The sequence below is a fragment of the Gluconobacter kondonii genome, from assembly GCF_002723995.1.
GTDB lineage: Bacteria > Pseudomonadota > Alphaproteobacteria > Acetobacterales > Acetobacteraceae > Gluconobacter > Gluconobacter kondonii.
In genome coordinates this window covers 1-17,717 of sequence record NZ_BEWP01000017.1, presented here as the reverse complement: position 1 = coordinate 17,717, position 17,717 = coordinate 1, and the positions used below count along the sequence as shown (strand labels likewise).

The window sequence follows — 17,717 nt, the reverse complement described above, 5'->3', positions numbered from 1 at the left end:
AGTTAGGTCTCCAAAAAAAGAAGCCCCTATCGTCAAGTCGGGGCTTCTTTTTGATATGATCCTTCATGGAGGACCATATGAACGACCTGACACCTCTTAGCACCGATCTAGAACAAGCGACTCACGCTTTAGGCCATGTCGTGAAAGCAATACCTGGCCTTGGAGAAGCTGTTTATGAAACGGTCAGGTTAGTATGGACCGATCCGATTATGCGCCGGCGAAGAAAGAGAAACCTTCGACACGAACTCGCTATGGCTGAAGAAATGATCGAGGGGCAAAAGCGGCTTGAAGAGGTTTCCACAACAGCCGCCAAACAGGTTCTGGAGCCCGCGATGGAAGAAGATCGCGAGGAACTGCAAAAGCTCTGGAGTGCCTTGATCGCTAGGATGCTGGTTCAAAAAGATACCGGTATCACCAGCTCAGTCATCAAGATCATCAAACAGCTTGATCCCGTTGATGCTCTGGTTCTCGACATGTACGGCTGCAAAGAGACCAAAGAGAGCCACGCGAAGGTTAATCACTTTGGTCTCCGGATCGAGTTCGAGAGAAGGATCGGGCAAGCCGACGATGCCAATGAGTTGATATTGGCGGACTCATGCCAACGCCTGATGGAACTAGGGTGTATAAAATATCACGGGCTTACGCCTCCATCGGTTTTGAGCGGTCCGTATAGTCCCAGCATAGATACCCAGATCACAACGCGGGGTTATCTCGTGTGGAAACTTGTTCAACCCCCCACCAAGCCATCTGAAACGAGTGAGCAGCCATAACATTTTAAGGAAACAACACTCATTCAGCCCATTAAGGTAATCTCACCCGCGAAGGAAAGTCCGAGTCGCAAGGCTCGGACTTTCCTGTGGATGGTCATTTGCGATTCGCAATGCGCCCAAGTAGCACAGAAAAAGCACAGCACAACTTGTCATTGAAAATATCCAGCATATTACTGGTTTTTTTCGTAATGCGTCCTATTTGTAAACCGAAGGTCGGGGGTTCAAATCCCTCACCCGGCACCAGCTTTTTCCAAAAAGCATGGCGACAGCAACCAACGGGACGGTCAACGCCGTTCAGGGCATATACTGCCTACGTATTTTTGCCGCAAAATCAGAATTCGCACATGATACCAGTAATGCACAAGTATCGCACCCACAGAGGGTGAAATGTGGGTATTCCAAAAATTTTCTTGACAGGCCTGATGCCAAATCCTGATTAACCTTGAGACACCACTCTAAAATTATCGCGTTTAATCAGCATCTTAAGAACATTTTCGCGCTCGATTCTACGAATCGGAGCACTTCAAACAGACGGCAATACCCTGTGGATAAGTCTGTTCGTAAAAAGCCTCGAGATAAGTGTGATAAAATTCACACGAATCCACACCGAATCTCTCATAACAGCTCACGAAATAAAAAATCAAATAATCTCTAATTTTACTTATCGTTTACTGAATTGAATATTTTATGAAGCTGGCCAGAAAAAGTGAATGGCAACAGATATCAGGACAAGAGAGCCCGCCACCCCGGCCCAGACAAGAAGATTGGGTGACTTTACAGGAGCGTCTTCCACAGGGCTTTCAGCCTGCGCCTCCCGTGCCGCGCTCATCAGCCGTTCAAGATCGCTTTCGGCGGAATCCTTCCCGGCAGATGCAAAGCCGGGGCTGGGTTCAGGATTGAGCATCCAGAACCGCCGCCATTTCAGACCATTCCCGCTTGGTCAGGCCGGAATTTTCCTGCGTGACGGTTTCACCCGCCAGACGCCGCCGCACAACCTTCAGCATGCCTGCCGAGAGCGTAAAGGCACCAAGGCGGTATTCCTCGAACGCCGCAGACGTCGCGGGCACCCAGGCCTTGAGAATTTCAATCATCTTTTCCGCATAGACACGGATCTCGTACTGCGCATGCGGATCAGCGCGCAGTGCCAAGAAATGCATCAGATTGTGCAGATCAATCTTCCAGTACCACTGCGTATAGGTGTTCAGGGTCAGATTGATCCGTGCAAGCTCACGCGCCAGTCCTGTGCCTTCAGGGTTCAGGAGGCTCTCATAATCGTCGTAACACTGGCTGGCATCCCGACGCAGGATCTCCAGAACCTCATGCGCTGTCTCGGCATCCAGTGCATCGCTGCGTCCCTGCCGGTTCGAACTGCTCTGCGTCGCCACCTGATCGGGTGCTGGAAGGTAAAACTCCCGGTCCAGAATGGAATAGCGCGCCGAATATTCGTTCACGCTCGCCATACGGTGACGAATCCACTGCCGCGCGACGAACACGGGCAGCTTTACGTGGAATTTGATCTCGCACATCTCGAACGGCGTCGAATGACGGTGACGCATCAGATAGCGGATCAGACCCGCATCTTCGGAGACCTTCTTCGTCCCGCGGCCATAGGACACGCGCGCAGCCTGCACGACCGCGCCATCGTCGCCCATATAATCGACCACGCGCAGGAAACCATGATCCAGCACCTCGAAAGGCGTGAAAAGCAGATTTTCCATCGCCGCCACAGTCGGACGGGACGTAAGCTGGGGTTCGCTGCGCTGCGCTTCGATTTCAGCGCGCTGTTCGGATGTCAGTGCCATGGCGGCGGCTTTAGCATGCGCTTTCGTCCCACGTCATCCGAATGAATCGGATTGACACGATTCCTGTGCCTTAATTTTTTTCGTAACCGCCTTTTCCCTTGCGACCGGACAGCAGCACTCCTATGTTCACCGATGCAAGGGGTTCGTCCCCGGCTATGGCGATAAACGGTAAGTGGAATAAGTGTTGTGGACCCGGGGGCAGTGCCCGGCGTCTCCACCATGAAAAACCCCTCGCAAAAGGGGTCTGTGGGGACGAAACAGGCTCGACGCGCACGGTAAAGACTTATCTTTTGCCCGGCATTGTACCACCGTCATCGGGCTAAACTTACAAGTGCCAACGATAACTCAGAGGTGCTCGCTGTCGCTGCATAAGCGATAAGCGCGGTTCGGGAGGGCACCGGGCAACAGAAGCCCTCCCACCTCATCATGTCTCCGACATTCCTCTCAAAGACGGCTTGCCATCCGTGCCCGTCTGTCGCATCCCTTGATGAAAGTTGACCGAAACATCAGGCTTGCGACCATGAGCGACGACGATCACAACGGCCAGGACGGCTTCGAGCACGAGCTTCCCGAGAGCCTTCTCCCCTATGATGACTGGGTGGAAGACGCCTATCGTGAAGTCATGCTGCGTGCGATCGAGCACGTTGCAGCCGAGGGGCTGCCGGGGGCCCATCACTTCTATCTGACGTTCCGCACGAACCGGCCGGATGTGATTATCCCTGCCCGCCTGCGGGCGCAGTATCCCGAAGAAATGACCATCGTTCTTCAGCACCAGTTCTGGGATCTGGCGCTGGACCGCGACAAGAACGTAATTTCGGTCGGTCTGTCCTTCGGCGGCGTCGGGAGCATCCTGTGCATTCCCGTCAACGCCATCACGGCCTTTGCCGATCCCCATATCCGGATGGCCCTGCGCTTCAACCATTCCCCGCTTGAAGACGATGAGGACATCGAAATCCCCGAAGGTGCGGTAGAGCCCGACGATATCGACCCGGCCCACCATCCGGACGTCCAGCCAGAGCCCTCCTCTTCGGAAGACGGCAAAAAAGACGCGGAAGTGGTCAGCCTCGCGGCCTTCCGCAAACGTCCGCCCAGCTAGGCGTTAGCCAGAGTGTATGGTTCCGGCCTATACTGACTGGAACCAGTGGCCTGAATGTCGCTTTCATGAGGGATCCCCATGCGCTTTACCGTCGACCGCCTAGACCATATCGTGCTGACCGTCCGCAACCGGGACCTGTCCGCGTCCTGGTATCAGCGGGTTCTGGGCATGGATATCGACGAGTATGGCCGCAACAATCGTTTAGCCCTGAGCTTTGGTGGTCAGAAGATCAATCTGCGCCCCGAAGGTGCGGAGGGCTGGGATACCGCCGGAGCGGCTGCGCCCGGAACGTCGGATCTGTGCTTCACGACGGCCATCGCCAGCGAGCATATCGTCAAGCATCTGGAAAAATGCGGCGTGGAAATTGTTGAGGGCCCGGTTGCGCGTCTTGGCGCCCTTGGTCCGATCACATCCGTTTATTGCCGTGACCCGGATGGCAATCTGATCGAACTGGCCTCCTATAACGGCTGAAGGCGGCAGCTCGCTCCACCGCCTTCAGATCGCGTTACCAGTTCTTGGAAATCAGCCAGAATTCCTCAGAGGTGAGCGTAATAGCATTGCAGTCTTTGGTTTCGGCTGCGGCCTTGGCAAGCGCGTGAATCCGCTCGATCATGATCGTCTTGCGCTGATGGGCCTCGGACGTTTCCTTCACGGTCGACAGAGTCTGGAGCGCGGATTCGGAGGCTTTGGCGACGCGTGCGGCGTCAATAGCGGCATAAGACATGAAATGTCTCCCTGAATGTAAAAACCCCTCGGAGCCTACTCCACGCCTGCCGGGATACCAACTCCATACCCCACAGAGCAGGCGGGAGCGTCTTTAAACCGGAGTGATCGCCAGTGCCGCTTCATACGCATCCAGCACCTCTTCGGTGGGGCCGTCCATGCGAATTTCCCCGCTCTCCATCCAGATGATGCGCGTACACCACTGCCGGAGAATCGACAGCGCGTGGGACGTCACCACCAGAATTTCCGCGGCGTCGACCATGCCCTCAAGCCGTGCGCGGGCCTTATCCTGAAATTTCTGGTCCCCGGCCATGAACCATTCGTCCATCAGCAGAATGCGGGGACGCGGGACCGTCGCCAGTGCAAAGCCCAGACGGACGGACATGCCGGAGGAGTAGAGCCGTACCGGAAGATCGAAAAACGCTCCCAGATCCGAAAACGCCTCCACATCCTTCTCCAGTTCCTGTGTCGCGACCCGTCCCATCCCCATACGGCAGGCGAAGAGCTGAATGTTTTCGCGCCCCGTCAGTTCGCCATTCATCCCCGCATTGGGATCAATGAGGGCATGGGTGTCGCCTTCAATGTCCAGCGTCCCCTCGTTTGTTTCATAAATTCCAGCAAGCACACGCAGGAGCGTCGATTTTCCAGCCCCGTTATGCCCGACGAGCCCCACCCGCTCCCCTTCGGAAATCGTGAAACTGACATTAAAAAGGGCCTGAACTTCCACGACTTCGGCGGAATTGCCGCTGATGCGCATTCTGCCGCCCACGGCGCCCGTTTTGGCGGCCACGGTGCTTTTCGCACGGGCCAGCAACGTCTTCTTCAGAGAACGCGAACCACCATGCAGAACGGGAAACGACAGGGAGAGATCTTCAAGACAGATATGGGCCATGATGTCAGATCCAGAAGACCAGACGCGCCCGCGCCCGGATAAACGCGCGTACGGCAATCAGCCAGAACACCACACTGATGGCCAGTGCAATCCCCCAGATCTGCAGGGACGGCACACGCCCCAGCAGAGGCTCGCGCACGATTTCCAGCAATGGATAAAACGGATTATACAGCAGATAGGATACTTTCGCCCCAAGCTGCTGGGGCATCCAGATGACCGGTGTCACATAGAATACGATCTGTAATAACGCCCCGACGATAGGTGCGATATCCCTGAACCGCGCGCAGAGCGAGCCAAACACCATGCAGGCGGCGAACCCGTCCAAAGCCCAGAGCAGAAGGGCCGGAAGCGCGAGAAGGGCATTCACCCCCGGCCAGACATGATAAATGGCGAATACGGCGAGTGGCACCACGATATTATGGGCAAACACAATCGCATTCCGGACCACCACCCGCAGCGCATAAAGTAGAAGCGGCAACTGGACGGAGCGCACCATGGCTTCCGCTTCCAGAAAGCAGGTGCAGGATTCCTGGATCAGGCTTGAAAGCCCCACGCTCCACAAAGTGAGCGACAGCGACAGGAACGGTAGATAGGTCGCAAGCTGCATATGAAACAGCCGACTGTACAGAACACCCATCGAGGCGACCATCAGCGCGGAGGTGATCGTCAACCAAAAAGGCCCCAGCGCCGACCCCCGATAGCGGAGCCGGATATCGAGCCAGCCAAGCCTGACGCCCAGTCTCCAGAGACGTCGGGTTTCCTTCCAGTCCGCCCAGGCCCGCGCAGCAGGGCTGCCACGGGGCGTGTCACGACGACTCTGCCTGCGCGGCGCTTCGTCCCTGGCAACATCGGAAGCTGGAGAAGGTACACTCATACTGTCCGCCTACCCGATCCCCTATGTCCCGGCAAGAAGACGCTACAGTGATCATCTTATTCCGGGAAGTTCATATTCGGGAAATGAATTGCCGCTATACTCCGTCCGACGCGCAGTCCTGCCTCAGAAAATCTGCCCACCAGAGCCTTTTTCCTAGTTTCGCCGCAATCCCCGTGTATGCTTGGCGTAATGAGACCAGTTTTCCTCAGGTGCCCAGACCCGATGCCCAGACCCGTCTTTCCTTTCCGGACTTCTGTTCGCACTCTTTCTTTCATCCGTGCGGGCGCAGCGTTCGGTCTGGTCGGGCTTCTGGCGGCCTGTGCCGGCAACAATGCCGATATGGGATCGTCTTCGGAAATGCCGGTTTCGCAGGAAGCGGCCAATTACCGCGCCCATGCAAAATCCTATTACGCCCCGCCGGGCCCCCCCGAAGACCCGTGGGGACCTTATATCCGCGAAGCGTCCGAGCGCTTTGACGTGCCCGATGCCTGGATCCGGGCCGTGATGCAGCAGGAATCCGGCGGCCATCTTTTTGACCATAACGGCAATTTCATCACATCGGTTCCCGGCGCGATGGGCCTTCTGCAACTCATGCCCCCGACCTATGACGACATGCGCCAGCAATACGGGCTTGGCGAAGATCCTTTCGATCCGCATGACAACATTCTCGCAGGCACGGCCTATCTGCGCCAGATGTATGACATCTATGGCTCCCCCGGCTTCCTTGCGGCCTATAATGACGGGCCGGGCAGCCTTGACCGTTATCTGCGTCGCGGCCGCGCACTGCCGCGCGAGACACGCCGGTATGTTGCCGCGATCGGACCGCATATCGCCGGGATCACACCCCGTAACCGCTCCGCAGCCGATCTTCTGGTCGCACAACATGATCCCAACGCGCAGGTCATGCTGGCCCAGAACACCCAGCCTGCCGACATAGCGCCGACGACTTCGTCCTCTGAGCGACAGGCCGTCAGTGCGGCGTGGAGCCACCGGGAGGCAGCCGACACGGCCTCTGACGATGCAGATTCTGACACACCGAATGCGACGCCGCAGAGCGCGACATCGCCTGCCGAAGCTCCGGTTCAGGTCGCCTCCGCTGCGGGGGCTGAGGCACCAACGAGTATCAGCGCCGCCTGGGCCGCCCGTGGTTATGCGCCAGCGCCCGCTCATCCTCTCGTACGTCAGGTCTCCGTGCCCGCAAACGATGTGGCTGACAACCGCGTGACGGCACAGGAAATCCCGATCGGGCATCACCTCCAGCCCCAGCCGATCATGGCCGTCATGCCCGCCACCCGGCCCCAGTACCGCATGGCGCTTCCTGCGGCGTCCGCTCCGGCCAAAAGCGCGGCGACACCGGGAAATGCAGCCGGAAACTGGGCGATTCAGGTCGGCGCTTTCGCCAATGCCAAGCAGGCGAGCCTTGCGACCGCCACGGCTCACAGCAAAGGCGGTGTTGTTGTGGCCTCCGCCCGATCACAGGTTGAAAGCGTCAAAAATGGCCGGTCCCATCTCTATCGCGCGCGTTTGACGGGTCTGTCACATGAAAATGCGGTTGCAGCCTGCCGCCGTCTGTCGCACGGTTCTCCCTGCGTTGTGGTTCCGCCCGGCGCCTATTGATCCGTTTGCCGGGTCGCATGTCGGCCCGCTTTTCTGACAGGAATACAAAACCCCGATGCGCCGCTTTCTTGCAACGACCGCTTTCTGTGCTGTCGCCCTCTCCGGCGCCCTGACGATCACTCCGGCGCATGCCGCCCTCGAAACCGGCAGCCATGCTCCGGATTTCTCGGCCCCTGCGAGCCTCGGAGGGCACGAGTTCACCTATCATCTGGCCGACGCCCTCAAGACCGGTCCGGTGGTCCTGTATTTCTATCCGGCAGCCTTCACCAAGGGCTGCACGATCGAAGCCCATGAATTCGCGGACGCCATTCCCGACTTCAAGGCACAGGGCGCAACCGTGATCGGCATTTCAATGGACCCGATCGACAAGTTGGACCGGTTTTCGGTCAGTGAATGCCGTAGCACCTTTGCTGTCGCCGCCGATCCCACGGGTAAGATCACGCGCAGCTATGCCGCCAAAATGCCCCTGCTGCATATGGCGAGCCGGACATCCTATGTCATTGCACCGGACGGTCATATCGTCATGAGCTATGCCTCGATGTCTCCTGACGAGCATGTCTCGCGCGCGCTTGCCGCGGTAAAGGCCCTGAAGCAGACCCCGTGAGCGCACCTTCCATTTCAGCGTCTTCCGACCTGTTCGACCACCATCATGTCGGCGATTCAGGCCCTCTGAAACTCTCCGCGGATGTCAGCAGCACCGCGATCTATGGTGGCCCGAAAGACTGCTACCGCTACACATTGCGCCGCGTGTGGGACGATACACGCCCCATGGTCATGTGGCTGATGATGAACCCGTCTGTGGCGACCGAATTCGGCGATGACCGCACGGTCGCCAAATGCCAGCGTTACGCGCGGGCATGGGGTTATGGCGGCATGTTCGTCGGTAACAGCTTCGCCTATCGCTGCACGGACCAGAAGCGTCTGCTTGAGGTGGACGATCCGGTCGGGCCGGACAACGATGCCCATTTGCTGGACATGGCCCGGCAGGTCGATCTGGTCGTGCTGGCTTACGGGTCGCCGCAGGCCAAGGGCCTGCGCGGGCGCGGAACCGAAGTTGCCCGACTGATGGGGCAGAACGGCATCCGGGTCACGGCCCTGCGCCTGAGCAAGAGCGGGCGTCCTGAACATCCGCTCTATCTACCGTCCATCCTCACACCAGAGCCGCTCGACCCGGACACGCTGGGCTGAGCGGCCTGTATAGGATCAGGCTGCGTCAGTTCGCAGCCTTGTCCTGTTCGTTGATGACCCAGACCAGAACCACATGCTGGTCGTGGTTCGGATAGGTCGCCTGCGGCTGAAAAGATACCCCGACATTCTTGGCCTTATAGAGACCCTGAATGGCCTGCTGGTCTGCGGAGAGTAGTTCGTTCGAGACAGGTCCGCCCGCACGAAGCTTGGTCGCGGCTTCCAGATCGGCTGTCGAGACCTTTTTGTTTCCCTGAAACGCGACCTTGTCCAGAACAAGGGCAGTAGGCTGGGCCGGCGCGCTTGCAGCCTGTTCCTCGAGAATAATCTTAACAGCCACGCCATCGCCGGAAATCCGCAGACGTTCCTCAAGGCTGGTCCCGACATTGCGCGAAGAATAGAGTTCGCCGATGCGCTTCTGAGAGGCATCCAGCTCGTTGCGGGTCACCTTGTCCCCCGCGTGATAGCCGAATGCCTGAAGAATATCTGCCGTCGGAACGCGGCTGTTGCCCTGAACAGCAACGCTCATCAGCTTGAGCGGCACATTTGGAGCGGGAACCGCAGCAAAAGCGTATTCCGTAGCAGCAGTTCCGGCGAAAGACGCAACAGCCAGCGAGACGCTCAGAACACTCCGGGCGAGCAGGGGGCGAAGGGACATCTGGCAATTTCCTATCATAAAAAAACTCTGACTTTTACGCTACAGGAGTTCCCGGCTTTGGCAAATCGCCGTGGCTCCGAACCGAACGTCATATTTTAGTTGCGAATAAATCTCATTATCGCAATAACGCGCGCAACCGCTTCTTGCTTCGAGGTTTCCGTGCGCGCATCACTTTCCATCCCGCTTTCAAACCCGCTCCGGGTCGCGCGCCTGTCCTGTCTGCTGCTGGCAGGAACAGCTTTTCCGGCCTTCGCCGCCCCTGTCTCCACCGTCGCCCACACGACATCCACCACTTCCGCTAAGCCTCCAACCGAGGCCCAGCAGATCAGTCAGGACGAGGAAATCGTTGTCCGTGCCAGACGCCGAGACCAGATGCAGGTCAGTAGCGGCGGACAGCTCGGGGCTCTGGGCAACAAAAAGGGGCTGGATGTTCCGTTCAACATTCGCAGCTACAATTCCAGCCTGATCCTGAACCAACAGTCCCAGACGCTGGGCGAGGTTCTGGAAAACGATCCGACCGTCCGCACGACCTATGGCTACGGCAATTTCTCGGAAATGTTCGTCATCCGGGGCTTTGCCGTAAATGGTGACGACGTGTCGATTAACGGGCTTTACGGCATCACGCCCCGGCAGCTTGTCTCTCCCGAACTTTACGATCAGGTGCAGGTTCTCAACGGCGCCAGCGCATTCCTCAACGGGGCCGCGCCCAGCGGCTCGGCCATCGGTGGCAACATCAATCTGCTGTTCAAACACGCAACAAATGCTCCCCTCACCCGCCTCACCGGCGATTACACCAGCAGCGCCATGGGCGGTGGCAGCATCGACGTCGGTCGGCGCTTCGGACAGGACAAGGATTTCGGCGTACGGCTGAATGTTGCAGGCAAGAGCGGCGAGGACGCCGTAACGGACGAATACCGTCATTCCACCACGTTGGGCGCGGATTTCGACTGGCATGATCGTGACAACCGCACCCGCATTACGATGGATATCGACTACGAAAACCAGGGTGTAGATGGCGGCCGACCGGCGATCTTCCTTGGGAGTGCCGTCACGGCCGTTCCCCGGCCTGTCGCGCCCTCGCATAATTTTGGGCAGCGCTGGGCGTATAATGATCTGAACTATGTTTTCGGCATGCTGAACGCCGAGCACGATCTGACGAAAAATATTACGCTCTATGGCGCATTCGGTGCCCTCACCAGCAACGAAAAGGGCAATTATTCCAACCCGACCGTCACCAACTCCGTCACCGGCGCCGGAACGGCGGGCGCGATGTATGTGCCCTATGATCAGACGAATGAAAGCACGCGCGCAGGCGTTCGTGCCCATTTCCGCACCGGCTTCATCCGCCATGAAATCAACGCTGGCGGTTCCGGCCTGTGGGAAGACAGCGCCGCTGCCTACGCCATGGCAGGGACACCGGGTGCGACCAACATCTACAACACGCCGCAGTTCGTTGCCCCGGCGGAAACCACCGTCGGCGGTGTTCTTGATGACCCGCAGTCCACCAACCGCACGCGCCTTTACAGCCTGTTCTTCTCGGACACGATGTCCTTCTTCCACGACCGTGTCGCCCTGACAGGCGGCTTCCGTTACCAGAACATGCTCATCAAAGGTTACGCCTACAGCAAGACCGGTCAGGGCGCGATGAACAACCATTATGATCAGGACGCCATTACCCCGGTCGTGGGGCTGGTCATTCATCCGACACGCCGGACATCGCTGTATTTCAACCGGATCGAAGGCCTGTCGCAGGGACCGACGGCTTCGGGAAATGTTGTGAATCTGGGCGAGATTTTCCCGCCTTACAAATCCACGCAGTATGAAGTGGGCGCGAAATACGACACGGGCCGCTTCAGTGCCGCGCTCGCCGTCTATGAGATTTCACAGCCCAACGCCTATTCCGTGGCACTCGGCAATACGGGCCAGTTTGCCTTCCGTGAAGACGGATTGCAGCGGAACCGCGGTATCGAACTGACGCTGAATGGCGAGATTCTGCCCGGCCTGCGCTTCAATGGTGGCGGCACCGTCATTCAGGCGGATCTGCGTCATACGGCAAATGGTCTTCAGGACGGCAACACCGCCATCGGTGTGCCGAACTACACCATTAACGGCAATCTCGAATACGACCTGCCGTTCCTCAAGGGCGCCACGGTCGTCGGGCGTGTGGTCAATACCGGCAAGCAGTGGGTTAACACCGCCAACACCCTGCATATCCCGGTCTGGACGCGCTTCGATCTGGCGGGGCGCTATACGTTCGTAACGCATCACACGCCGGTCACACTGCGCTTCGGCGTCGATAATCTGGCCAACACGCGTTACTGGTCCTCGGCCTTCAACGGTTATCTGATGCAGGGCATGCCCCGCACGTTCAAGTTCTCCTTCACGACGGATCTGTAATCCGCCCAAAAGACTGAGCACAAAAAACGCGCCCTCCCGTACAGGAGCGGCGCGTTTTTCATTTTAGCTGTTTCGATCAGGAACGATCAGAACGTGATGCCCGTTTCGAAATCCAGAAGCAGCGGGTTCTTGTAGCGGTTCGTGCCACCGGTGCTCCAGATATACTGCGCACCCGGCCGGATCACGAGCCAGGGCGTCGGACGCCAGCCATAGTTCAACTCGATCGCATGCTCGCCGGAGGGCTTGTTGATACCCTGTGCGCCCGAGGCCTGCATCTGGCGCGCCCAGATCGTGAGCTTCGGATTCACCCAGAGCATCTTCATGCCAAGGCTGATCGTATCGTTCGGGCGATTACGGAACGTGCCCTTACGGGTGACACCCCAGGTGATGAAATACGGTGCGACAGATGTCCGCGGATCGCCCCAGGTGAAGGACGTGAACAGCGTCGTGCCACGGTTCGGATCGGCGGCATCACGCTCCAGCATCCGGTCGAACTGGAACCAACCACCGAAGCGTCCACGGACCTTCTGGGTCGGGGCGGACAGCAGATACTCGGCCGGAACAGAGAACATGCTGAGCTTGGAATAGACATCGCTGACTTCGGACGTATCCCAGTATCCGCCGATCTTGACGTTGGTCTGGAGCGGGCCGCTGTAATCGTCCTTGCCGCCCTGATGCCAGCCGAGCTGAAACGGAATGTACGTGCCGATGGCATCATGCAGATTCAGTTTCCAAGCGTTGTGCGTATTCGAGATCGTCGGATCGATCGAATACGCGCCGAACTGTACCAGATAATGATTATTCCCAGCCGGGTAGAACTTCACCCATGCGCCCGGATGCGCCGTCGGATACCAGCCATAGCCCGAGTTCATCGCGATGGACTGCGGCATACCGCAAATCGCGTTGGATTCGAACTGGCAGTACTGGCTCATGCCCCAATAGATGGACGATTGTTCGAAATCGTTTTCAGTGTTGATTTCACCAACTTCGGTCGAAACATACCGGTTCCAGGGCATTTCCCAGGACAGACGCGTCAGACGCACCGTCTCGCCCGAGCCAAAGATCTGCTGCGGGCTGTCCAGCGCCGGAAGCGTCGCACCAATGCCCAGTCCCTGACGCGCCGTGATCACCGTATGAAACATACCCAGATTCCGGCCGGTCAGCTTCTTAAGGTTGAAGTCGACATTAATACCGAACTCATCCGCATAACGCACGGCCTTGGTCTTGCCGCCCAACGGATTACCGGCGCTGTCCTCAAGATAATGTCCACCGATATTGATGCCCTTGTCAGCCAGCCAAGTGCGCCAGCCGCCCCAGTCACCCGTCATGGTGCTCTGGGTCAGCCAGTCGTGAAAAGACGCCGGGAAGAAACGGTTCTCGGTCGTGTCGGACGTGGTGGCTGCGGGCTCAACGCCTTTGGGTGTCGGCTTGACGAATTGCGGCACGGGAGAAATGGATTTCGTGCGGATCTGCGGCGTGCCCATGGTCGCCGTGCTGGTGCTGGCAGCGGCTTTCTGATGACCGTTCACAACACCAGCGGGTGTTGTCTGTGCGTGCGCGACGTCCGTAAGACCTGAAAGCAGCGCTGTCATGGCGCAGGCCGTCCACAGCGTTTTCGTCCAATCCTGTCCGAGCTTCCCCATCTTCCAAACCGTCTCCCTGTGACACCATGACAGCCGCCAGAACCCGATCACGCGGCCGGGAGATGTCATACAGTCCGAAAACGGTCCAGAATAGAGCACAGAAGACGTCAGTTTTCGTAATATGCCCTTCAGGACACGATCCCGATACCTGCCGTCATTTTTAAATCTGGAGATTTCTCCATAATTACAAAAAGTTTAACGCTACAGTTTTGGTGCCTTATCCTCCGATCACAGTTGCGTGTTCCCGGTCCCAACGGCGCGTCAGAGGCTCAAGGCAGAGCAACAACACGACCAGAGCGGCAGCGATTTCACACAATGTCCGAAAAAGTCCGGCATAGAGCGAAGCCCCACCACCTCCGGCGATCGCTTCAGGAGACAGCGCAGCCTGATTGGCAACAAGACTGCCCACATACATGGCAATGCCCCACAGCAGATAGAGCGCGCCCATCATAAAGCCACTCAACCGGGCGGGCGAATAACAGGCAACGACTGCCAACCCCAGACCAATTGTCAGCAGTTCGCCCAAAGACAGAAAGCCATATCCCACTACCATCACCCAAGGCGACACCAGCCCGTCCGCATGGGCAGCAGCAGCCCACCACACACCAAATCCCAAGGCGACCATGGCATAGCCAAGGATCATTTTGCGGGCATGGGAGGTCTGTTTCTGCTGTTGCCCCATCCGGTTGTAGAGAAAGGCCAGCGCCGGACTGAGAGCCATGATCCAGAGGGAATTGAGAACCTGAAACTGCCCTGCCGACATGTGAAACAGCGTCACTCCGCCAATACGATAGTCTCCCGAGACGCCACGAAGGGCAAAAAGCGTCAGGGACGTCATCATCTGCTGGTAGAAAACAAGATAGATCGTCCCCTGCAGGCACAGCATATAGGTCAGCCGCAGTCCCGGACGTTCGGCTTTCGGCGCCCGCACATACAGCGCCACCCAGATCGCCGCGAGAATTGCCCCAGCCGCCGTCACGCAAAGCCGGGCCAGAGTATCGCTCCCCAGAATCCATGCGTTGAAAACGGTCATAAGAACGAGACCAGCCCCGACCAGTCCAAACCTGCGCAGCGGCACAGGCTGTTTTTCGGAAGCAGGCGTGGTGGCGTCAAGCCAGTTGGACCGCAGCACATAATACAGCAGCCCAACCCCAAGCCCGATCGCGCATGCGGCGAACGCAGAAGGCGCTCCATAATGGATCTGCAACCAGGGCGTCAGCAACATGGAAACCGTCGAACCGACATTGACGGACATATAATAGAGCGTGAAAGCGGCATCGAGCGCCGCGTCATCGTTCTTGTAAATCCGGCGCACCAGATTTCCGGCATTAGGCTTGAACAGCCCGTTTCCCGTGGAAATAAGAGCCATCGCCACCAGAAGCAAAATATGGGACTGCAATGCTGCGGCCAGAACGGCATAGCCGCATGTCAACAGGAGCGCGCCCATGACGACAGTCCGCCGCGCGCCCAGCACGCGGTCTCCAATGACACCGCCAACTAAAGGCGTAATGTAAGTCAGCGCCCCGAAGGCACCCATCATAAGGTTGGCTGCTGCATCTCCCATCCGGAGATGCACAACCATGAACAGCGTGAGAACGGCCTGCATGCCGTAATATCCGAACCGCTCCCACAGTTCGATGGCCAGAACAACGGTAAACGCCCTACGGCGCATCCCGGGAGCGGAAGAAAGAGAAGTAGCGGTCATGCAGAACCCGTCAGAAACCAGAAGACGGAGCACTTTAGGGCAAATGCCACTCCCCGGCGAGGATCAGTGCGTGCGTGCTGATGACACCCAGACACACCACGAAGACCAGCGCTACGATCCCGCCGATGATGTCACTCCACGGCCATTCCGGCAGTCTCGACCGGACGCGACGCACCATCCCCATCTCTTCAGCTCTCCTGCTGGCTGAAGAAGGCCTCCAGCTCGGGGGAGACAGTACCGATATGGACCTGCAACGTCACCAGCAGATCACCGGCCGGATGCTTTTTATCGCCTCCGATTCCACGCCCTGCCAGACGCAGGACCTTGCCACTGTCGGAGTGCTTCGGAATCTTGACCGAAACATCACCCTTGGGGGTCGGAACGGCGATCTTTCCGCCCAGAACAGCCGTTTTCAGATCCAGATTCTGCGTCATCCGCAGGTTGCGTCCCTCGCGGACATAGCGGCTGTCAGGCGTGACGGAAATCGTCAGCAGCGCATCCCCGGCCACGCCCGGCTGGCCATCCATGCCCGGACGTCCCGGCGCGCCTTTGCCGCGCACGCGCAGGGTCTGCCCGTCTTCCACACCTGGCGGGATGCGGACCTCCGTGTGCCCGCCCTCGCCGAGGGTCAGATCAAGTGATGTTCCCAGAACAGCCTGCTGAAACGAGATCGTCACCGCAAAACGACGGTCAGATCCTTTGGACGCACGGCGGCCGCCGGAACCACCCGGCTGGAAATCACCACTAAATCCTCCACTGAACATGTCCGAAAAGAAGGAACCAAGGTCTTCCTGATTGAACCCGCCCTGAAAACCCTGTCCGCCCGGACGTGGGCCACCCGGACCATACCCGCCGCCAAAGCCACCACCAAAAGGCCCACGCTCCTGCCCGTCGGCGTCGATCTCCCCGCGATCGAACTTCGCGCGCTTTTCCTTGTCGCCGACGATATTGTACGCCTGACCGATCGATTTGAAGCGCTCTTCGGCCTTCTTGTCGTCCGGGTTGTGATCCGGATGGTACTGCTTGGCCAGCTTCCGATACGCGCTGCGAATTTCTTTGTCCGTCGCCGTTTTCGAAACGCCCAGTACCGAATATGGGTCGCTCATCTCATTTCCCCGTCTTCTTCAGGTCCCTCATCCAGCAGGGAAATCAGGACCGCAATGACTTCATCCTGCGGGAAGCCAGCCCGCACACCGTCTGAGATTAGGTTCTGCAGCTTTGGTCGCAGATAATCTTCTGCTGGATATCCATCGTCTGCCATCTCTGATCCTCCGTTATTCCCAGATGTGTGCCCGCTTCCGCTTCGGGTCAATGTTTCTGAATAAACTCTGCAATATCAGGCACGACAGCACCATCCAGTAAAAGCGACCCATCGGCGGCTGGAACCGTGCCCAGATCCGCCAGCGGATGAATCGCCGACGGCAACAGAACGACTGTCGCCCCGGGATCCGCAGCCTTCAGCAGCGACAGGTCATCGGCTGCACTGACCTTGCGGTCTTCACCGCCCTGAACGATCAGAACCGGCCCGTGATACGCCTTGAGCAGCGCCGCCGGATCATGATGGAACAGATCAATCATGAAATCCTGCACCAGAGGATGAAACATGCCCCGCAACCCCGGATGCAGCGTCTGGACATCCACATGCTGTCCGGCTTCAAGAGCATCAATCGTCGCGTCAATCTGCGGCAGAACCGTTTTGGCCGAAGGAATGGCGTGAAGCTGCGCCCGCAGAACTTCACCCAGCCGCCGTCCAGGCGTGGACAGAAGTATCAGCCCGCAGATGTCGGCCTGTCCCTGAACGCTTGCCAGCGCGACGAGCCCACCCTCGCTGTGACCCGCCAGCCAGACACACCGCGCGCCGGTCCTGGCCCGGATGACCGCAATCCAGTTCCGCACATCCGCAGCATAATCCGCAATCGTGACGTGATTGCCGTCAGCCACCGCCTGTTTGCTGCCGAACATGCCGCGCTTGTCGATCCGGACTGACGAAATTCCATGGGCAGCAAGACCATCCGCAATCTGCCGCAGCGTCGCAGGTTTCTGTCCCAGAGCCGAATTTCCATCACGGTCCGTCGGGCCGGAGCCGGGGATCATCAGTACAACAGGGGTGCCAACGCCCGCATTCACGAACGTTCCGGCCAACACTCCCAGAGGGCCGGGCGCCGTAATGGCGCTGCTCTCAGCCGCAAATGCATGCGACGCCAGACCGCAGACGCCTGAGAGGAGAAAAAGAAAACGAAATATTTTCGACTTCATTCTACGTCTCCCGCTCAGGCGTCTTTGCTGTTTTACCGAGTAAAAGCTCTGACGAAGGCGTTTTGTTGTTTGACTTCGACGGGGAGTCTTGTGTCGGTG

At 58.2% G+C, this 17,717-nt stretch carries 19 protein-coding genes and 1 other RNA gene; 8 read left to right on the top strand and 12 right to left on the bottom strand.

What is annotated here, in order from left to right; translation table 11 throughout:
• Positions 1–77: 77 nt before the first annotated feature.
• Entirely contained in the window at positions 78–770 is a 693-nt protein-coding gene (locus tag GKO01_RS13215; RefSeq protein WP_167383487.1) for an Abi-alpha family protein, read from the top strand.
• A 685-nt stretch (positions 771–1,455) separates the two neighbouring features.
• Here GKO01_RS13215 and GKO01_RS13210 read toward each other — a convergent pair.
• Together GKO01_RS13210 and thyX are read right to left on the bottom strand one after the other, a co-directional pair.
• Entirely contained in the window at positions 1,456–1,674 is a 219-nt protein-coding gene (locus GKO01_RS13210) for a hypothetical protein (protein WP_099287427.1), read from the bottom strand.
• On the bottom strand, positions 1,661–2,572 hold the full coding sequence (gene thyX / locus GKO01_RS13205; RefSeq protein ID WP_099287426.1) for an FAD-dependent thymidylate synthase: 912 nt from the start codon (positions 2,570–2,572) through the stop codon (positions 1,661–1,663). Before thyX ends, GKO01_RS13210 begins: the two co-directional genes overlap by 14 nt.
• Before the next feature lie 94 nt (positions 2,573–2,666).
• Between thyX and ssrA the strand changes: the two genes are divergently transcribed.
• From ssrA to GKO01_RS13190, 3 genes are all read left to right on the top strand, one after another.
• Positions 2,667–2,991: a transfer-messenger RNA gene (gene ssrA / locus GKO01_RS13200) on the top strand.
• A 101-nt stretch (positions 2,992–3,092) separates the two neighbouring features.
• Complete coding sequence (locus tag GKO01_RS13195) at positions 3,093–3,668, top strand: SspB family protein (protein ID WP_062028435.1); 576 nt, start codon at positions 3,093–3,095, stop codon at positions 3,666–3,668.
• A gap of 78 nt (positions 3,669–3,746) precedes the next feature.
• Complete coding sequence (locus GKO01_RS13190; RefSeq protein WP_099287425.1) at positions 3,747–4,139, top strand: VOC family protein; 393 nt, start codon at positions 3,747–3,749, stop codon at positions 4,137–4,139.
• Between the two features lie 34 nt (positions 4,140–4,173).
• On the opposite strand, the gene GKO01_RS13185 is transcribed toward GKO01_RS13190, so the two are convergent.
• The 3 genes from GKO01_RS13185 to GKO01_RS13175 all read right to left on the bottom strand — a co-directional run bounded on the left by GKO01_RS13185 (position 4,174) and on the right by GKO01_RS13175 (position 6,157).
• Positions 4,174–4,392, bottom strand: a complete 219-nt coding sequence (locus GKO01_RS13185) for a hypothetical protein (protein ID WP_011252962.1) — start codon at positions 4,390–4,392, stop codon at positions 4,174–4,176.
• A 93-nt stretch (positions 4,393–4,485) separates the two neighbouring features.
• Entirely contained in the window at positions 4,486–5,283 is a 798-nt protein-coding gene (locus GKO01_RS13180) for an ABC transporter ATP-binding protein (RefSeq protein WP_099287424.1), read from the bottom strand.
• A gap of 4 nt (positions 5,284–5,287) precedes the next feature.
• On the bottom strand, positions 5,288–6,157 hold the full coding sequence (locus GKO01_RS13175) for an ABC transporter permease (protein WP_099287423.1): 870 nt from the start codon (positions 6,155–6,157) through the stop codon (positions 5,288–5,290).
• Positions 6,158–6,379: 222 nt separating this feature from the next.
• Here GKO01_RS13175 and GKO01_RS13170 point away from each other — a divergent pair, with 222 nt between their 5' ends.
• From GKO01_RS13170 to GKO01_RS13160, 3 genes are read left to right on the top strand one after another with little or no spacing between them, the layout of a single operon-like run.
• Positions 6,380–7,774 carry a lytic transglycosylase domain-containing protein gene (locus GKO01_RS13170; protein WP_099287422.1) on the top strand — a complete coding sequence of 465 codons (1,395 nt, stop codon included), beginning with the start codon at positions 6,380–6,382 and terminating at the stop codon, positions 7,772–7,774.
• Positions 7,775–7,829: 55 nt separating this feature from the next.
• The gene (locus GKO01_RS13165; RefSeq protein WP_099287421.1) at positions 7,830–8,378 is read left to right on the top strand and encodes a peroxiredoxin; all 549 of its coding nucleotides are present in this window, start codon (positions 7,830–7,832) and stop codon (positions 8,376–8,378) included.
• Entirely contained in the window at positions 8,375–8,962 is a 588-nt protein-coding gene (locus GKO01_RS13160) for a DUF1643 domain-containing protein (protein ID WP_099287420.1), read from the top strand. The genes GKO01_RS13165 and GKO01_RS13160 overlap by 4 nt, the downstream gene beginning before the upstream one ends.
• Positions 8,963–8,987: 25 nt before the next feature.
• On the opposite strand, the gene GKO01_RS13155 is transcribed toward GKO01_RS13160, so the two are convergent.
• On the bottom strand, positions 8,988–9,617 hold the full coding sequence (locus GKO01_RS13155) for a POTRA domain-containing protein (protein ID WP_167383486.1): 630 nt from the start codon (positions 9,615–9,617) through the stop codon (positions 8,988–8,990).
• Between the two features lie 159 nt (positions 9,618–9,776).
• Here GKO01_RS13155 and GKO01_RS13150 point away from each other — a divergent pair, with 159 nt between their 5' ends.
• Positions 9,777–12,014 (top strand): TonB-dependent receptor, encoded by a 2,238-nt coding sequence (locus GKO01_RS13150; protein ID WP_099287418.1) that lies wholly within the window; start codon positions 9,777–9,779, stop codon positions 12,012–12,014.
• A gap of 86 nt (positions 12,015–12,100) precedes the next feature.
• On the opposite strand, the gene GKO01_RS13145 is transcribed toward GKO01_RS13150, so the two are convergent.
• From GKO01_RS13145 to GKO01_RS13130, 6 genes are all read right to left on the bottom strand, one after another.
• Positions 12,101–13,657 carry a carbohydrate porin gene (locus GKO01_RS13145; RefSeq protein WP_099287458.1) on the bottom strand — a complete coding sequence of 519 codons (1,557 nt, stop codon included), beginning with the start codon at positions 13,655–13,657 and terminating at the stop codon, positions 12,101–12,103.
• A 217-nt stretch (positions 13,658–13,874) separates the two neighbouring features.
• Complete coding sequence (locus GKO01_RS13140; protein ID WP_099287457.1) at positions 13,875–15,362, bottom strand: peptide MFS transporter; 1,488 nt, start codon at positions 15,360–15,362, stop codon at positions 13,875–13,877.
• A gap of 34 nt (positions 15,363–15,396) precedes the next feature.
• Positions 15,397–15,546: a hypothetical protein gene (locus GKO01_RS16025; protein ID WP_167383485.1), complete on the bottom strand. Its 150-nt coding sequence runs from the start codon at positions 15,544–15,546 to the stop codon at positions 15,397–15,399.
• Between the two features lie 4 nt (positions 15,547–15,550).
• On the bottom strand, positions 15,551–16,468 hold the full coding sequence (locus tag GKO01_RS13135) for a DnaJ C-terminal domain-containing protein (RefSeq protein ID WP_099287417.1): 918 nt from the start codon (positions 16,466–16,468) through the stop codon (positions 15,551–15,553).
• Entirely contained in the window at positions 16,465–16,623 is a 159-nt protein-coding gene (locus tag GKO01_RS16020; RefSeq protein WP_167383484.1) for a hypothetical protein, read from the bottom strand. The genes GKO01_RS13135 and GKO01_RS16020 overlap by 4 nt, the downstream gene beginning before the upstream one ends.
• Positions 16,624–16,670: 47 nt before the next feature.
• Complete coding sequence (locus GKO01_RS13130; protein ID WP_099287416.1) at positions 16,671–17,618, bottom strand: alpha/beta hydrolase; 948 nt, start codon at positions 17,616–17,618, stop codon at positions 16,671–16,673.
• Positions 17,619–17,717 lie beyond the last annotated feature (99 nt).

Bases quoted from the DNA above. Each gene is read 5' to 3' on its own strand.
- GKO01_RS13215 (WP_167383487.1), top strand. From the start codon at position 78: ATGAACGACCTGACACCTCTTAGCACCGATCTAGAACAAGCGACTCAC.
- GKO01_RS13210 (WP_099287427.1), bottom strand. From the start codon at position 1,674: ATGCTCAATCCTGAACCCAGCCCCGGCTTTGCATCTGCCGGGAAGGAT.
- thyX (WP_099287426.1), bottom strand. From the start codon at position 2,572: ATGGCACTGACATCCGAACAGCGCGCTGAAATCGAAGCGCAGCGCAGC.
- GKO01_RS13195 (WP_062028435.1), top strand. From the start codon at position 3,093: ATGAGCGACGACGATCACAACGGCCAGGACGGCTTCGAGCACGAGCTT.
- GKO01_RS13190 (WP_099287425.1), top strand. From the start codon at position 3,747: ATGCGCTTTACCGTCGACCGCCTAGACCATATCGTGCTGACCGTCCGC.
- GKO01_RS13185 (WP_011252962.1), bottom strand. From the start codon at position 4,392: ATGTCTTATGCCGCTATTGACGCCGCACGCGTCGCCAAAGCCTCCGAA.
- GKO01_RS13180 (WP_099287424.1), bottom strand. From the start codon at position 5,283: ATGGCCCATATCTGTCTTGAAGATCTCTCCCTGTCGTTTCCCGTTCTG.
- GKO01_RS13175 (WP_099287423.1), bottom strand. From the start codon at position 6,157: ATGAGTGTACCTTCTCCAGCTTCCGATGTTGCCAGGGACGAAGCGCCG.
- GKO01_RS13170 (WP_099287422.1), top strand. From the start codon at position 6,380: ATGCCCAGACCCGTCTTTCCTTTCCGGACTTCTGTTCGCACTCTTTCT.
- GKO01_RS13165 (WP_099287421.1), top strand. From the start codon at position 7,830: ATGCGCCGCTTTCTTGCAACGACCGCTTTCTGTGCTGTCGCCCTCTCC.
- GKO01_RS13155 (WP_167383486.1), bottom strand. From the start codon at position 9,617: ATGTCCCTTCGCCCCCTGCTCGCCCGGAGTGTTCTGAGCGTCTCGCTG.
- GKO01_RS13145 (WP_099287458.1), bottom strand. From the start codon at position 13,657: ATGGGGAAGCTCGGACAGGATTGGACGAAAACGCTGTGGACGGCCTGC.
- GKO01_RS13140 (WP_099287457.1), bottom strand. From the start codon at position 15,362: ATGACCGCTACTTCTCTTTCTTCCGCTCCCGGGATGCGCCGTAGGGCG.
- GKO01_RS16025 (WP_167383485.1), bottom strand. From the start codon at position 15,546: ATGGGGATGGTGCGTCGCGTCCGGTCGAGACTGCCGGAATGGCCGTGG.
- GKO01_RS13135 (WP_099287417.1), bottom strand. From the start codon at position 16,468: ATGAGCGACCCATATTCGGTACTGGGCGTTTCGAAAACGGCGACGGAC.
- GKO01_RS16020 (WP_167383484.1), bottom strand. From the start codon at position 16,623: ATGGCAGACGATGGATATCCAGCAGAAGATTATCTGCGACCAAAGCTG.
- GKO01_RS13130 (WP_099287416.1), bottom strand. From the start codon at position 17,618: ATGAAGTCGAAAATATTTCGTTTTCTTTTTCTCCTCTCAGGCGTCTGC.